The organism is Clostridium sp. BSD2780061688st1 H5 (assembly GCF_005845155.1).
GTDB lineage: Bacteria > Bacillota > Clostridia > Lachnospirales > Lachnospiraceae > Claveliimonas > Claveliimonas intestinigallinarum.
In genome coordinates this window covers 177,994-193,630 of the sequence record NZ_SPGT01000001.1, presented here as the reverse complement: position 1 = coordinate 193,630, position 15,637 = coordinate 177,994, and the positions used below count along the sequence as shown (strand labels likewise).

General features: G+C 52.7%; 16 protein-coding genes. 15 read left to right on the top strand and 1 reads right to left on the bottom strand.

The window, feature by feature from the left end; all coding sequences use genetic code 11:
- Window positions 1–117: 117 nt before the first annotated feature.
- The 9 genes from pth to FGQ86_RS00875 all read left to right on the top strand — a co-directional run bounded on the left by pth (window position 118) and on the right by FGQ86_RS00875 (window position 11,494).
- Window positions 118–702, top strand: a complete 585-nt coding sequence (gene pth, locus FGQ86_RS00915) for an aminoacyl-tRNA hydrolase (protein WP_138302746.1) — start codon at window positions 118–120, stop codon at window positions 700–702.
- Window positions 703–706: 4 nt separating this feature from the next.
- Window positions 707–4,045: a transcription-repair coupling factor gene (mfd, locus tag FGQ86_RS00910; RefSeq protein WP_138302745.1), complete on the top strand. Its 3,339-nt coding sequence runs from the start codon at window positions 707–709 to the stop codon at window positions 4,043–4,045.
- Between the two features lie 53 nt (window positions 4,046–4,098).
- On the top strand, window positions 4,099–5,163 hold the full coding sequence (locus FGQ86_RS00905) for a peptidyl-prolyl cis-trans isomerase (RefSeq protein WP_033127057.1): 1,065 nt from the start codon (window positions 4,099–4,101) through the stop codon (window positions 5,161–5,163).
- 168 nt (window positions 5,164–5,331) lie between these two features.
- Window positions 5,332–6,561: an acetylornithine/succinylornithine family transaminase gene (locus tag FGQ86_RS00900; RefSeq protein ID WP_138302744.1), complete on the top strand. Its 1,230-nt coding sequence runs from the start codon at window positions 5,332–5,334 to the stop codon at window positions 6,559–6,561.
- Window positions 6,562–6,758: 197 nt separating this feature from the next.
- Window positions 6,759–7,610 (top strand): transporter substrate-binding domain-containing protein, encoded by an 852-nt coding sequence (locus tag FGQ86_RS00895; protein WP_138302743.1) that lies wholly within the window; start codon window positions 6,759–6,761, stop codon window positions 7,608–7,610.
- A gap of 9 nt (window positions 7,611–7,619) precedes the next feature.
- Window positions 7,620–8,303: an amino acid ABC transporter permease gene (locus FGQ86_RS00890; protein WP_138302742.1), complete on the top strand. Its 684-nt coding sequence runs from the start codon at window positions 7,620–7,622 to the stop codon at window positions 8,301–8,303.
- Window positions 8,304–8,361: 58 nt separating this feature from the next.
- Window positions 8,362–9,096, top strand: a complete 735-nt coding sequence (locus FGQ86_RS00885; RefSeq protein ID WP_138302741.1) for an amino acid ABC transporter ATP-binding protein — start codon at window positions 8,362–8,364, stop codon at window positions 9,094–9,096.
- A 24-nt stretch (window positions 9,097–9,120) separates the two neighbouring features.
- The gene (locus FGQ86_RS00880; protein ID WP_138302740.1) at window positions 9,121–10,305 is read left to right on the top strand and encodes a PatB family C-S lyase; all 1,185 of its coding nucleotides are present in this window, start codon (window positions 9,121–9,123) and stop codon (window positions 10,303–10,305) included.
- A 4-nt stretch (window positions 10,306–10,309) separates the two neighbouring features.
- On the top strand, window positions 10,310–11,494 hold the full coding sequence (locus FGQ86_RS00875; protein ID WP_138302739.1) for a M20 family metallopeptidase: 1,185 nt from the start codon (window positions 10,310–10,312) through the stop codon (window positions 11,492–11,494).
- A gap of 103 nt (window positions 11,495–11,597) precedes the next feature.
- On the opposite strand, the gene FGQ86_RS00870 is transcribed toward FGQ86_RS00875, so the two are convergent.
- Window positions 11,598–12,041, bottom strand: coding sequence for a GatB/YqeY domain-containing protein (locus FGQ86_RS00870; RefSeq protein ID WP_033126638.1), 444 nt, complete (start codon window positions 12,039–12,041; stop codon window positions 11,598–11,600).
- 174 nt (window positions 12,042–12,215) lie between these two features.
- Here FGQ86_RS00870 and FGQ86_RS00865 point away from each other — a divergent pair, with 174 nt between their 5' ends.
- The 6 genes from FGQ86_RS00865 (at window position 12,216) to scfA (ending at window position 15,631) form a co-directional block, all read left to right on the top strand.
- A complete protein-coding gene (locus FGQ86_RS00865; protein WP_138302738.1) occupies window positions 12,216–13,058 on the top strand; it encodes a DUF5685 family protein in 843 nt (280 codons plus the stop codon).
- The gene (locus FGQ86_RS00860; RefSeq protein ID WP_138302737.1) at window positions 13,051–13,758 is read left to right on the top strand and encodes a DnaJ domain-containing protein; all 708 of its coding nucleotides are present in this window, start codon (window positions 13,051–13,053) and stop codon (window positions 13,756–13,758) included. The genes FGQ86_RS00865 and FGQ86_RS00860 overlap by 8 nt, the downstream gene beginning before the upstream one ends.
- Complete coding sequence (locus FGQ86_RS00855) at window positions 13,749–14,291, top strand: hypothetical protein (RefSeq protein WP_033126635.1); 543 nt, start codon at window positions 13,749–13,751, stop codon at window positions 14,289–14,291. The genes FGQ86_RS00860 and FGQ86_RS00855 overlap by 10 nt, the downstream gene beginning before the upstream one ends.
- Before the next feature lie 92 nt (window positions 14,292–14,383).
- The gene (gene spoVT, locus FGQ86_RS00850; protein ID WP_033126634.1) at window positions 14,384–14,932 is read left to right on the top strand and encodes a stage V sporulation protein T; all 549 of its coding nucleotides are present in this window, start codon (window positions 14,384–14,386) and stop codon (window positions 14,930–14,932) included.
- Between the two features lie 93 nt (window positions 14,933–15,025).
- Window positions 15,026–15,400: a TIGR04086 family membrane protein gene (locus FGQ86_RS00845; RefSeq protein WP_138302736.1), complete on the top strand. Its 375-nt coding sequence runs from the start codon at window positions 15,026–15,028 to the stop codon at window positions 15,398–15,400.
- 87 nt (window positions 15,401–15,487) lie between these two features.
- Entirely contained in the window at window positions 15,488–15,631 is a 144-nt protein-coding gene (gene scfA, locus FGQ86_RS00840) for a six-cysteine ranthipeptide SCIFF (RefSeq protein ID WP_033126632.1), read from the top strand.
- Window positions 15,632–15,637 lie beyond the last annotated feature (6 nt).

The following is a 15,637-nucleotide window of genomic DNA, read 5'->3' as shown; positions in this document are numbered from 1 at the left end:
TATTTTTATTCTCTATAAACGTATGCCGGGAACCGGGAAAATATTCCCGGCTTTTGCGTGACAAACAGCCCTTCTTCCTGTAGAATGGAGGGAGTGTGAAAGGAAAGGTGGAAGACAATGTATATCATAGCTGGACTTGGAAATCCGGGGCAGCCCTATGAGGGGACAAGGCATAATGCCGGGTTTGATGTCATAGATGTGCTGGCGGAAGCGTATAATATCTCCGTGGATTATCGGAAAAACAGGGCCCTCATCGGAAAGGGCATCATAGAGGGGCAGAAGGTGATCCTGGCCAAGCCCCAGACCTACATGAACCTGAGCGGGGAGAGCATCCGGGGACTTGTGGACTACTACAAGGTGGACGAGGAGTCGGAGCTCATCGTCATCTACGACGACGTGAGCTTGGATCCCGGTCAGATCCGGATCCGGAAGAAGGGCAGCGCCGGCGGCCACAACGGAATAAAAAGCATCATCGCCCACCTGGGCACGGAGGTGTTTCCCCGGGTCAAAGTGGGGGTGGGCCAGAAGCCCAGGCAGTACGATCTGGCGGACTATGTGCTGGGGCATTTCTCCAGAGAGGAAAGAGAGCAGATGGCGGAGGGCTACCGCCATGCCGCAGAGGCGGTAAAGTACATGGTGACAGACCGGGTGGACGAGGCCATGAACGAGTACAACCGGAAAGTGAGACCAAAGGAGCTGTAGGGATATGAGAGCGCTGACAATGCCGCTTGAGGAGCTTGCGGAATTTGAGGAGATAAAAAAAGAGCAGAAAAAGGGAAAGGGAGTCCTGCAGGTGTCGGGCTGTGTCCGCTCACAGAAGACCCATCTTGTCTACGCCCTCTCCGGCGAGGCGGGAAGGCGCGTCATCGTCTGCGCCAGCGAGTCGAAGGCCAGGCAGATGTATGAGGAATACCGCTTTCTTGACAGCGATGTCCGGTTCTATCCGGCCAAGGATTTCCTCTTTTACCAGGCGGATATCCGCAGCAAGGAGCTGATGAGCCAGCGGATGTCCGTCATCCAGGCTGTGCTGGAGCAGGAGAGGATCACGGTAGTGCTGAGCTTTGACGCCCTCATGGACGCCCTGCCTCTCCCGGGGGCCGTGCGGGATCAGGCCATAGCCATTGAGAACGGGGCTGCCATTGACTTTCAGCAGGTGCAGAGGCGTCTGGCGCAGGCCGGGTATGACAGGGAGGCCCAGGTGGAGGGGCCGGGACAGTTCGCGGTGCGGGGTGGCATACTGGACATCTTTCCCATTACCGAGGAGCTGCCTGTGCGGATCGAGCTGTGGGGAGACGAGGTGGACTCTGTGCGCACCTTTGACGTGGAGAGCCAGCGGTCTGTGGAGAATCTGGACCGGGTTCTTGTGTATCCCTGTGAGGACGCGGAAAAGGAGGGAAAGAGAGTCTCCTTTCTGGACTATTTTCCCGGGGAGGACACCATTCTCTATCTGGATGAGCCGGTGCGCCTCCTGGAGAAGGGGGACGCGGTGGAGAGCGAGTTCGTGGAGGCCCAGGCCAAGCGGATGGAGAGCGGTTACCAGGTCAGCGACGGGGAGATGATCCTCTACCATCCGGCGGATATCGCGAAGAAGATGAACCAGTACCCCTGTGTGGGGCTGTGCGCCCTGGAGACCAGGTGCCCGGAGTTTAAGATTCGGGGAAAATACAGCCTGGAGACAAAGAGCGTGAACCCCTACAACAACAGCTTTGAGATGCTCACCCGGGATCTGAAGCGGCTGAAGAGAGAGGGCTACAGGGTAGTCCTCCTGTCCGGCTCAAGAACCAGGGCAAAGCGCCTGGCGGAGGATCTGCGGGACTACAATCTGAGCAGCTTTTACAGCGACGAGATGGACCGGGAGGTGGAGCCGGGGCAGATCATGACCGCCTACGGCCACGTGGGGGAGGGGTACGAGTACCCTCTGCTGAAGTTCGAGGTCATCTCGGAGACAGACATTTTCGGGAAGGTAAAGAAGAAAAAGAAGCGCCGCACCTACGAGGGCAGGAAGATCCAGAGATTCTCCGAGCTGAAGGTGGGAGACTATGTGGTCCATGAAAACCATGGCATCGGCATCTACCAGGGCATCGAGAAGATCGAGGTGGACAAGGTGGCCAAGGACTACATGAAGATTTCCTACGCCCAGGGGGGCAACCTCTACATCCCTGCCACTCAGCTGGATCTGATCCAGAAGTACGCCAATGCGGACGCCAAGAAGCCGAAGCTGAACCGGCTGGGGACCCAGGAGTGGACAAAGACCAGGACGAGAGTGCGGGGAGCGGTCCGGGAGATCGCAAAGGACCTGGTGGCTCTCTATGCGGCCCGGCAGGAGCAGGAGGGCTATGTCTACGGCCCGGACACGGTCTGGCAGCGGGAGTTTGAGGAGATGTTCCCCTTTGAGGAGACGGAGGACCAGCTTGCGGCCATCGAGGCTGTGAAGCATGATATGGAGAGCCCCAAGATCATGGACCGGCTCATCTGCGGGGACGTGGGCTACGGGAAGACGGAGATCGCCATCCGGGCGGCCTTCAAGGCGGTTCAGGAGAACAAGCAGGTGGTCTACCTGGTTCCCACCACTATCCTGGCCCAGCAGCACTACAACACCTTTGTCCAGAGGATGAAGGAGTTCCCGGTGCGGGTGGATCTGATGTGCCGTTTCCGCACTCCGGCCCAGCAGAAGAAGACCATTGAGGACACGAAGCGGGGGCTTGTAGACATCATCATCGGCACCCACCGGGTCCTGAGCGACGACCTGAAATACAAGGACTTAGGGCTCCTCATCATCGACGAGGAGCAGAGGTTCGGCGTGCAGCACAAGGAGAAGATCAAAAAGCTGAAGGAAAATATCGACGTACTGACTCTGACCGCCACTCCTATCCCGAGGACGCTCCACATGAGCCTCATCGGCATCCGGGACATGAGCGTCCTGGAGGAGGCGCCGGAGGAGAGGATGCCCATCCAGACCTATGTTATGGAGTACAACGATGAGATGGTGCGGGAGGCCGTCGAGCGGGAGTGCGCCCGCCAGGGGCAGGTGTACTACGTCTACAACCGGGTGGAGGACATCGTCGAGGTGACGGCCCGGATCCAGAGGCTGGTGCCGGATGTGACGGTGGCCTTTGCCCACGGGCAGATGCGGGAGCATGAGCTGGAGAAGATCATGTACGCCTTTATCAACCGGGAGATCGACGTCCTTGTGTCCACCACCATCATTGAGACGGGGCTGGACATCTCCAACGCCAACACCATGATCATCCACGACGCGGACCGGCTGGGTCTCTCCCAGCTCTACCAGCTTAGGGGTCGGGTGGGCAGGTCCAGCCGCATGGCCTACGCATTCCTTCTCTACCGGAAGGATAAGCTTCTGAAGGAGGTGGCGGAGAAAAGGCTCTCCGCTATCCGGGAGTTCACAGACCTTGGATCCGGGTTCCGGATCGCCATGAGGGATCTGGAGATCCGCGGCGCAGGCAATCTTCTGGGAGCTGAGCAGCACGGACACATGGAGGCGGTGGGCTACGATCTCTACTGCAAGATGCTGAACGAGGCGGTGAAGCACCTTAAGGGAGAGACGGAGGAAGAGGAGACCTTCTCCACCACCATCGACCTTAACGTGGACGCCTTTATCCCGGACACCTACATCCCCAACGAGTACCAGAAGCTGGACGTGTACAAGCGGATCGCGGCCATCGAGAACGAGGAGGAGATGGAGGATATGCTGGAGGAGCTGATCGACCGGTTCGGGGACATCCCACGCAAGGTTCAGCAGCTTCTGAACATTGCGGGCCTCAAGGCCCGGGCCCACAGGGTCTACGTGACGGCCGTGGAGCAGAAGGGAAGCCAGTATGTATTTACCATGTACGAGAAGGCCAGGGTCAATCCTTTGAAAATACCGGATATGCTCTCCTCATACAGGGGAGATCTGGTCTTCCGGGCGGAGGAGCCCCCCAGCTTTGTCTATGAGAAGAAGGGCGGCAGCCGGAGGGCGAAGGATGAGGACGCTCTGGAAGTCGTGAAAAAAGTGTTAATTTCCCTGGAGGGATTGCTTGAATAGACAAAAAAAGCTATAATGGGGAATAGGCATTTTAAAGGAGGATAAAAGCGATCATGAAAAAGAGAGCAGTCATTTTGCTGCTGGCCGGCCTGCTGGCGGCCGGATCACTGACCGGGTGCGGGAGCCTGGAGGACAGTGACGTAGTGGCAACTGTGAATGATACAGATATTACAGCGGGCGTGGCAAATTTCCTTGCCAGGTACACCCAGGCCCAGTATGAGACCTACTACGCGGGATACATGGGAGACGATATGTGGTCCGGCGAGGGGGAGGACGGAGAGACCTATCAGGACACGGTCAAGGACTCCATCCTTGAGTCCCTGGAGAACATGTACCTCATGGAGCAGCACATGGACGAGTATGAGGTTTCTCTGAGCGACGAGGAGAAGAACGCCATCAAGGAGGCGGCCAGCGAGTTTGACTCGGCCAACGGCCTGTCGGAGAAGGAGAAGGTCTCCGGGAGCACAGACAATGTGGAGCGGGTTCTTGAGCTTCTGACGATCCAGAAGAAGGTGCAGGACGCCATAGAGGCGGGGGCGGACACAGAGGTCTCCGACGAGGAGGCGGCCCAGAAGAGCATGCAGTATGTGGTCTTCCCCTTCACCAGCACCGACGAGGAGGGCAACTCCGTGGACCTGACGGACGAGGAGAAGGCGGAGCTTAAGACGACGGCGGAGAGCTTTGCCGCGGGCGCCGCGGGGGCGGCTGACTTTGCGGCCTACGCCGCGCAGCAGGGACAGACCTCCCAGGACGCTACCTTTGACGGGGAGACCACCACGCTTCCTACCCAGCTTGTGGAGGCGGCGGATGCCCTGGGCGAGGGAGAGACCACAGGACTTGTGGAGGGGGACAACGGCTACTATGTGGCCAGAGTCACCAGTCTTCTGGACCGGGAGGCCACAGATGCCAAGAAGCAGGAGATCGTATCCCAGCGGCAGCAGGAGCTCCTGGATGACACCATCGACGGATGGCGGGAGGACGCAGACATAGAGGTTCACGAGAAAGTGTGGGACAAGGTTGATTTCACCACCCTCACCGTCACCATGAAGCAGGACGAGGCGGATCCCTACACAGATGAAGTCCAGACCGACGACCAGGCGGAGGATGCGGGAGAGTAGAAAGAGTGCGGTCGCATCGAGGAAATTGTATTGGAAAAAATACAAAAAATCTGCTTGACAGATCAAAAAGCGGCATTTATACTTGGTAATTGTTAAGGCAAAGGTGTCACACATGAAAATGTGTGGCACCTTTTTTGCATTTGCATCATGGAAAGGAAGGCGTTACGTATGAGATTGAAAGATACTGGACTTACAGCAAAGGAACTGAAGGCAATGGTGAAAAAGTATATGGTAGAGACATACCCCAGATTTGACTTCGTGGCAGAGAGGGCGGAAGGGATGTTCCTGTACGATGAGAAGGGAGAGGCTTACCTTGATTTCTACGGCGGCGTGGCTGTGAACAGCCCGGGCAACAGAAACGAGAAGGTGGTGGCAGCCATCAAGGATCAGGCGGATGACATCATCCATACATTCAATTATCCCTATACCATCCCTCAGGCTCTTCTGGCCAAGAAGATCTGCGACACCATCGGAATGGATAAGATTTTTTACCAGAACTCCGGAACAGAGGCCAACGAGTGTATGATCAAGATGGCCAGAAAGTACGGCACCGACCATTTCGGGCCGGAGAAGTACCAGATCATCACGGCAGTGGACGGCTTCCACGGAAGGACCTTCGGCTCCATGGCCGCTACAGGACAGCCGGAGACAGCTATCCAGGAGGGCTTTGGATCCATGGTTCCCGGATTTGTCTACGCGAAGTTCAATGACCTGGAGGACTTTGCATCCAAGATCACAGAAAATACGATCGCCATTATGATAGAGCCTGTGCAGGGCGAGGGAGGCGTACACCCGGCTACACAGGAGTTTATGGAGGGGCTGAGAAAGCTCTGCGATGACAATCACCTGCTGCTGCTCCTGGATGAGGTGCAGACAGGATGGGGAAGAACAGGAGCGCCCATGGCTTACATGGGATACGGCGTGAAGCCGGACGCAGTCTCCATGGCAAAGGCCATGGGAGGCGGAATGCCCATCGGAGCCTGCTGCGCCAGAAAGGAAGTGGCTGAGGCCCTGGGAAGCGGAACCCACGGTTCCACCTACGGCGGCAGCCCCATCGCCTGTGCTTCCGCCCTGGCATCCATCTCTGAGATCCTCGACAAACACCTCTCCGAGAACGCGAAGGAGGTGGGTGACTATCTGATGGAACAGCTTGCCACACTGCCCCACGTCAAAGAGGTGAGGGGCCGCGGCCTGCTGGTGGGCGTTGAGTACGATATCCCCATCGCCATGGAAGTGAAGTGGGGCGCATTCAGAAGACACGCTCTGATCACAGCCATCGGCGACAGCATCAACCGCATGATCCCGCCACTTATCGCCACAAAGGAGGATGTGGACCTGCTTGTGGAGAGGATGAGAGGCGCCGTTATGGAGGCGGCGACTGCAGTGCAGGCAGCGTAGCGTCATAACTGAAAAAAGCTTTGAAAGACAAATGACTTTCTGTGTCAATACTGGCCAGAAAGTCATTTTTTGTGAGTTACAATCCTACTGATATATAGATAATGCAAATAACTATATAGAAATTACCAATTTGCCGGGGGGGGTAAAAATGATAAAATTTTTTTATTGAATAAAATTTGCATTGAGGAGGAAAACAAATGAAGAAAAGAATGGTAAGCATTATGCTGTGCCTGGTGATGTGTACTGCAGCTATAGCCGGATGTGGCGGGAATACGGAGGAGAGCAATACGTCAGAAACAGACGCGTCAGAAGCCGGTGATGGAGAAGATACGAATACCTACGGTCTGGATATGGACAAGATTGTTGTGGCGACTTCTCCGGGATATGAACCCTTTGAATATGAGGAAGACGGAGAATTGATGGGGTATGATGTAGACATCTGGAAGGAATTTGAGGAACGCACCGGAATTGAGGTAGAGTGGGAGTATACTGACTTCAGCGGACTCCTCGGACTTTTGCAGTCTGGAAAGGCAGATGTGGTAGCAGCTCAGATGTCTCCGACAGAAGAGAGAGAAGAGAGCTTTATCTTCTCGGATCCCGTGTCCTACTATGGCTCTACGGTGGTAGTGGCTGAAGACAATGATGAAATTCAGAGTGTGGAAGATCTCTCTGGAAAAGTGGTGGGAACCGGTTCGGGTAACAATATGCAGCAGGTTGTTGAGGAAATGTATCCGGATGGAGACGTGACATTTGAGACATATACGTCCGCTACGCTGGAAGCCATGCTGACTGATCTGGTATATGGCAGAATTGATGCTGTTCTTGCCCAGGATATTCAGACTTATATGGCTATGCAGGCCAACGAAGAGCTGAAGGTGAAAGTGTTGGATCCTTTCCAGTACTCAGAGGGATGTCTTGTTATGGACAAGAGCAGTACGGAATTAGCAGATGCAGTCAATGCATTTCTGGCGGATCTTCGGGAAGACGGAACCTTATCAGAAATATCTGAAAAATGGATAGGAGAAGACATATCAGTAGAAAAGGAATAAGGTGGGAATATGGAATACATTACAGAAACTTTTTTGCCATATGCCCGTATTCTGACCCCTCTTCTTATTGAGGGACTGCAGATTACTTTGTATGTTTCAGCGGCGGCCTTTGTTCTTAGTACTATTTTGGGAGCCGTCCTTGCGGTCATTCAGCATTTTAAGGTTAAAGGACTTGCATGGCTGGTGAAATTATATATTTCGTACTTTCGGGGAACCCCTCTGCTGATACAGCTTTTTCTGTTTTACTATGGACTTCCGATGGTGTTTGATGTCATGAAGCAGTGCCCGAAAGTGCTGGCTCTGATTATATGTCTTGCCTTGAACAGCGCAGCTTACATTTCTGAGGCGATCAGAGGTGCTATTGACAGTGTAGAGCAGGGACAGTATGAAGCCAGTCTGGCCTTTGGTATGACGAGATACCAGATGATGACCAGGATCGTGCTTCCGCAGGCAGCTGTGGCGGCCATACCTCCTATAACAAACTCCTGTATGGATATTATTAAAATGTCATCTCTTGGTATGACAATCGGTATACAGGATATTATGGGGGAGGCACAGCTGACAGCAGCTACCTATTATAAAACCTTTGAAACATATATTATTGCGGCGGCGTTTTACTGGGTGCTGGCGATTGTTTTGGGAAAGATCCAGAAGAAGATAGAGAAAAAAGTGAGTGCTGCCTATCAGAAATAAGTATTAGGATGCCGCCTGTGCGGCATCTTTTTCTAAAGAAAGATATCAGGAGTAGAATATGATAGAAATAAAAGGCTTGTGCAAAAAATTTGGTGATCAGCAGGTGCTGGATCACATAGACCTGAGGATAGAGAAAGGAAAAGTAGTTGTGGTGATCGGTCCCTCAGGGACAGGAAAATCCACACTGCTAAGGTGCATCAATGTATTGGAAAGACCAGAGGAAGGTCATATACGGCTGGAAGGATTTGAAACAGATTTTGCTACTATATCAAAGCAGGATATACAGACATTGAGATCGAGAACATCTATGGTTTTTCAGAATTCCAATCTGTACAGAAACAAGACTGCACTGCAGAATATTACAACGCCGCTGACCCTTGTGAAAAAGATAAACCGGGAGGAGGCGGAAAAGACGGGGCTGGAACTTTTGAAAAAAGTGGGGATGCTGGAAAAGAGAGATGCCTACCCGGAGACGCTCTCAGGAGGAGAGAGGCAGAGAGTCGGGATTGCCAGGGCAATGGCGGTAAATCCAGATATTATATTATTTGATGAGCCGACTTCCGCGCTGGATCCTGAGCTTGTAAATGAAGTGCTGGACGTGATCAGAGAACTGGCCAGACAGCATACGACAATGCTGATTGTGACACATGAAATGAAATTTGCAAGAAGTGTGGCAGACGAGATAGTTTTTATGGAAGGTGGACACATTGTGGAGCAGGCACCGCCTGAAAAGTTTTTCACCAGTCCGGAGAAGGAGAGAACAAGACAGTTTATCCAGACAAATATGGAATAAAATGGCAGAACTGGGAGAACAGGTATGTTTGATTTTGATAAAGATACGGCCAGAAAAGAGACAAATGCCTTTAAATGGAAAGCGTTGAAAAATCTGTATGGAGATGAGAGCCTATACCCTATGTGGGTCGCAGACATGGAATTTGAGACCTCACCTGCCATTAAAAAAAGGATACTTGATAGAGCACAAGAGGGAACGTTTGGATATGAGCTCCTGTCAGACGAGTATGGGAAGGCTGTAAAATACTGGCTTGAAAAGAGACATGGTTATGAGATCAACACGGACTGGGTTGTCTATTGTTCCTCTGTTATGACCGGATTGAGTGCTGCTCTGCAGGCTTTGACAGAGGAAGGGGATGAAATTCTCATTAACCCTCCCATATATGGGAATTTTTTTCATACTATTCATGGCTGCGTGCGCAAGACGAAGGAGGTCCCGCTCGTGGAAAGAGGCGGAAGGATGACCTTTGAAATGGATGAGATGGAAAGGGCGGTGTCAAAGAGGACAAAAGCATTTCTGCTTTGCAGTCCTCACAATCCAACGGGCCGGGTCTGGACACAGAAAGAGTTGGAGAAAATTATAGATTTCTGCCAACGTCATCATCTCGTGCTTTTTTCTGACGAGATACATTTTGATCTTGTATTCAGGGGAAGACATTATATGACAGCTTCCCAGAAGAGGGACAGCGGGCTGAAGGTTCTCACTTTTGTATCTCCGGGTAAATCGTTTAATGTTGCGGGTTTGCAGACGGCCAGTATGATTATTGAAGATGAGGGTATCCGCTGTGCTGTACAGAAGAAAATGAAGGAGATGTCTTATCCTTTTGAACATAGCTTTGCGGAAGCAGTCACAGTAGGAGCATACATGGAAAGTGAAAGCTGGCTGGATGAATTACTGGAGTACCTGGGCGAAAACCGCCTTATTTTTGAAGAGTTTATCGCTGCGAATATTCCGGTTTTACGCGTGATCCCGTCGGAGGCTACTTATCTTATGTGGGTGGATTGTCACTCTATGAATTTAGACGATGAGGAATTGAAAACATTTTGGGTACAGAATTGCCGCTTGGCCCTGAGCGACGGAAGAGAGTTTGGGACTGGGGGAAGCCAGTATGTTCGTTTTAATGTTGCCTGTCAAAGAGACTCTCTGCAAAGTGTGCTTGAGAAGATGGAGGTGGCTTTTCGTAAAGCAGGATACATAGAGGGAGTGTGAAAGTGTGGAAGAGTATATCAAATCAATTATAAAAGAGGTTGTGGATCTTCGCAGAGAACTTCACCGATATCCAGAGCTTGGATTAGAGGAGTACAAAACCTCAGAGATTATTGAGGCAGAACTGAGAAAATTAGGGATGCATATAGAGAAAATGTGTCATACAGGTATTGTGGGCACAATAAAAGGAAAGTATGAAGGTCCTGTTCTATTGTATCGGGCAGATATGGATGGACTTCCTATAAAGGAGGAAACAGGACTTTCTTTTGCGTCCCAGAATGAGGGAGCAATGCATGCGTGCGGGCATGATCTGCATATGGCCTGTGCTCTGGGAACAGCAAGGGTATTAGATCATTTTAGAGACAGACTGCATGGAAGTGTCAAATTCATGTTTCAGCCATGTGAGGAACGTCAGCCTGGGGGAGCAAAACAGATGATAGAGGCGGGGGTGTTAGAGAGGCCCCGGGTGGATGCTGCGATCGGCATGCATGTTACACCGGATATTGAGACGGGCCGCTTTTTTGTTGCGAGCGGAGGTGTGACCTCTTCTCCGTCTTGGTTTGAGATTGCGATAACGGGTAGAGGCGGACATGCTTCCTATCCGGAACAATGTATAGATCCGCTTAAGGTAGGCCACTACATTTATGAAAAGATTAGTACATTGGAAGCAACATACAGAGAGAGACAGGCTGTAATATCAGTGACAATGTTTCATGGAGGGGAAACGCAGAATGTTATTTCGGAGACGTGTCAGATGGCAGGAACAGTACGGACGTTTTCTGAAAATCAGACAGAGACTATCCGCGCGGCTCTTGTGGATGTGTGCAGGAAAGCGGAAGAAAACTCAGGGGCGAGAGTTGAGATTGCCTTCAGGACTTCTATGAATTCAGTTTACAATCAGTCTGATATGGCTGAGAGAATGAGGAGAGTCATTGACCGGGAGCTGGGGACAGACGCTCTTGAAACAAAGCCCTGGGTATTTATGGGAGGAGAAGATTTTGCGGAGATATCGGACAGAGTTCCCTCTTTTTTCCTTTTTTCCGGCGTGGGAGACAAGAGAAAAAGCATGAGATTTCCTCTTCACAGTTCAAAATTTTACGCAGATGAAAATATGATGGAGTCTGCTATCAGAGTAATCAGCTGTTTTCTTCTCACTTTTTATTTACCTCAAAAAGAAATCCATAAAAAATGACAGAAAAAAGAGCTCCGGAGATGTCTCCCGGAGCTCTTTTGACGGTCCGCCCGCTCAGGGCGGACCTGAAATACAGCTGAGATATAGTTAGAATAATTTTTAGTTAGAATAATTTCCCTACCAGGTCGCTGACCAGCTTTCCGTCCGCTTTTCCCTTGACCTTGGGCATCAGCGTCTTCATGATGCGGCCCTTGTCCTTTGCCGTGGGGGCGTCGATGCCCAGCTCGGCGAGAGTGGCGTCTATGACCTCCTGGATCTGGGACTCGTCCATCATCTTGGGCGCGTACTGCTCAAGGACAGACAGCCGGTGGTTGCACTCCTCGATGATCTCTGTGCGGTCCGGCGGAGTCATCTCCAGCGTCTCCTTTGTCTGCTTGATCTCCTTTAAGATGACCTGTGTCTCCTCCTCCTCGGTGAGGTCGGCTCTCTTGTCTATGGCTTTGTTCTTCAGCGCCGCAAGGAGCATGGAAAGGGTCTCCTTTGTCTGCTTGTCCCCTGCCTTCATGGCCTGGACCATAGCGCTTCTCACTTCATCGATTTTGCTCATGTGATTATTCCTCCTCTTGCTATCTTCCTATATTATAGCGGAGAGGGGAGAAAATGAAAAGGATGTTATAAACTTTTTGTGAAATATGAAAATAAAATAATGCAGGATACAGGCAAATCTGGTAAAATAACGTTCAGATGCGTGCATCAGGCGCGCATGTCAGTGGGGAGGCATATGTTCGGATATATCACAATCTGCAAACCGGAACTGAAGATAAAGGACTTTGAAAAGTACAGGGGCTATTACTGCGGCCTGTGCCAGGAGCTGAAGGAGAGGTACGGTCTGGGCGGCCAGATGACCCTCACCTACGACATGACCTTTCTCATCCTTCTCCTCACATCCCTCTACGAGATGGAGACGGAGGAGGAGAGGCACCGCTGCAGGGTGCACCCGGCAAAGAGGCAGCGGATGCTGCGCGGCCCGGTGACCACCTACGCGGCGGATATGAACCTGCTCCTGGCCTGGTATCATCTGAAGGACGACTGGGCGGACGAGCGGAAGGTGTCCAGCCTGGCGGCGGAAAGGCTGCTGAAGAAGAAGGCGGGGAGGATCGCGGAAAAGTACAGGCGCCAGGCCCGGGTGTTCGAGGCTGCATTAGGAGAGCTGTCCCGCCTTGAGAAGGAGAGGAGCACAGACATAGACAGGACGGCCGGATGCTTCGGCCGGCTCATGGAAGAGCTTTTTGTATATAAAAAGGACGTGTGGGAGCCCACTCTGCGCCGGATCGGTTTCTTTATGGGCAAGTTCATCTATATTATGGACGCCTATGAGGACCTGGAGGAGGACCTGAAGAAAAAATGCTACAATCCCCTGCGGGAGTTGTACAAAAGAGAGGACTATGAGCAGAGAGTGGGGGATATCCTGTGCATGATGATGGGCGAGTGCAGCGCGGAGTTTGAAAAGCTGCCCTGCCTTGCAGACATAGACATTTTGAGAAACATTCTGTATGATGGAGTGTGGAACCGCTACCGGCTCGTACAGAAGAAAAAACAGGAGGACAAAAAGGAAGATGAATAAAAATCCTTATGACGTGCTGGGCGTCTCCCAGAACGCGTCGGATGATGAAGTGAAGAAAGCATACAGGGAGCTGAGCCGGAAGTACCATCCGGACGCCAATGTGGACAATCCGCTGGCAGACCTGGCTGAGGAGAAATTCAAGGAGGTCCAGGAGGCCTACGATGAGATCATGCGGCAGCGCTCCCAGGGAGGAGGCTCTTACGGCAGCTCCCGCGGCGGCTCCTACGGGGGCGGCAGGTCCTCCGCAGGGGGATACGGAAGCTACGGCTATCAGGGCCAGGGCTATGGCCAGGGCTATGGGCAGCAGTCCGGCGGAAGCCAGCAGGATGTGGAGATGCAGGCGGCCATCAACTTTATCAACAGTAGGCGCTACCAGGACGCCCTGAACGTGCTGAACCGGATGCAGAACCGCACCTCCATGTGGTACTACGCCAGCGCTTTCGCAAACGCCGGGCTTGGGAACAATGTGCTGGCCAGGGACCAGGCGGCCACGGCAGTGAACATGGAGCCGAACAACGTGCAGTACCGGCAGCTCCTCAATCAGATTGAATTCAACAGCCGCAGGTATCAGAACAATCCATACGGGGGAGGCTATTACGGATCAGGCGGAAGCTGCGGCACAGGCAATATGTGCTGTGACCTTTGTATCGCGGACCAGCTCTGCGAGTGTATGGGAGGAGATCTTTGCACATGCATATAAAATCGAGAATGATGGCGTTCGGCGGGCTCGCCCTCGCCCTCTGTATTCTTTTTATGGCGCTGGGGAGCGTCTTTGAGACGGGGACCCTGTTTTTCCTGGCAGCGTCCTCCTTCTTCGTGGGGATCGTCATCCGGGAGGCGGGGATGAAGCTGGGGCTGGCCTTCTATCTGGCGGCCGTCCTCCTTGGCTTTATCCTGGCGCCCAACAAATTCTACGTAGTGACCTTTGGGGCTATGGGGCTCTATATCCTGGCTGTCGAGGGGGCCTGGAGGCTTCTCGCCAAAAGCTCCGGCAGGGCGCGGAAAAGAGGTTTGTTCTGGGTGATCAAGTATCTGGTGTTCAACGTCATGTACATCCCGGCAGTCTTTTTGCTCCAGGGGCTCCTTTTTTCCAGGGAGCTGTCGCCGGCGGTTCTTGCGGGCGTCCTGGCGGCAGGGCAGGCAGGTCTGTGGATCTATGACAACGCCTACGAATATGCCCAGGCTCAAATCTGGACCAGGCTGCGGGGCAGGCTGCTCCGGCCGGGAGAGTGAAAATGTATAATTTCCTCTGTCTTTACAGATACTACCATTATCTACAGCAAGAAAGATAAATGGATAGAATGTAAGATGGAGGAAATTTTTATATGAAGGCAACCGGGATTGTAAGAAGGATCGATGATCTGGGGAGAGTGGTGATCCCAAAGGAGATACGAAGAACCCTCCGGATACGGGAGGGCGACCCGCTGGAGATATTTACGGACCGGGAGGGAGAGATCATCCTGAAGAAATATTCTCCCATCGGGGAGCTGTCCGCCTTCGCCAGGCAGTATGCAGACAGTCTGGCCCAGACGGCGGGGTATCTCGTGTGCATCTGCGATATGGATCAGATCGTGGCCGCCGCGGGCAGCGGGAAGAAGGATTTCCAGGAGAAATATATCGCCAGGCCTCTGGAGAAGGCGCTGGAGGAGAGGAAGGATATCCTGGCCGCGGAGGGGGAGAAGAGGTTCATCCGGGTCACCGGGGAGGAGGACGACGGCTGCACCCAGCAGGTCATCTGCCCCATCCTCTGCGAGGGGGATGTGATCGGAGGAGTCATGATCCTTGGAAAGGACGAGAAGAGGAAGCTGGGGGAGACAGAGCTGAAGCTGGCCTCCTGCGCGGCGGGATTTCTGGGCAGGCAGATGGAGCAGTGAGGAAGCGGGAGAAAAATCCATATGGAACTCATAATCAGTCCGGGCGTTTCATATCCATTAGATAGGAAATAACTGGACAAGGAGAAAGAGAATATGGATAAAAAAGCCGGAAAAGAGATAAAGATACTCTGGATCCTCAAGGCGCTGCTGCTGTCCTACGTGGTGACGGGGGCCCTCCTTCTTCTGCTGGCCCTTCTTCTGTACAGGCTGCAGCTTGATGAGCAGGCGGTGTCGGCGGGGATCGTGGCCATCTATATCGCCGCCACCCTGATCGGCGGGCTGGCGGCGGGAAAGATGGCAAAGTCGCGGAGATTTCTGTGGGGGCTCATGACGGGAGTCCTGTATTTTGTGCTCCTCATCCTCATCACCCTGGGGGTGTACCGGACCCTGGACGGCAGCGGCATCCACATGGCCACCACCTTTGCGCTGTGCGCGGGAGGCGGCATGATCGGCGGCATGATCTCCTGACCTTGCAAAAGACGAAAAAATACTTCCAAAACAGAGAGCCTTGTGCTATAATATCAGAAGTCAAAGATGCGAAGGAGGGTGTACAAGATGAAACATGTAAAGACATTAAATACACAGACATTGACAAATACAATGAAAAAAGGCGGCTGCGGAGAATGTCAGACATCCTGCCAGTCAGCTTGCAAGACATCCTGCACAGTGGGAAATCAGACCTGCGAGCAGAAGAAATAGTCAGTT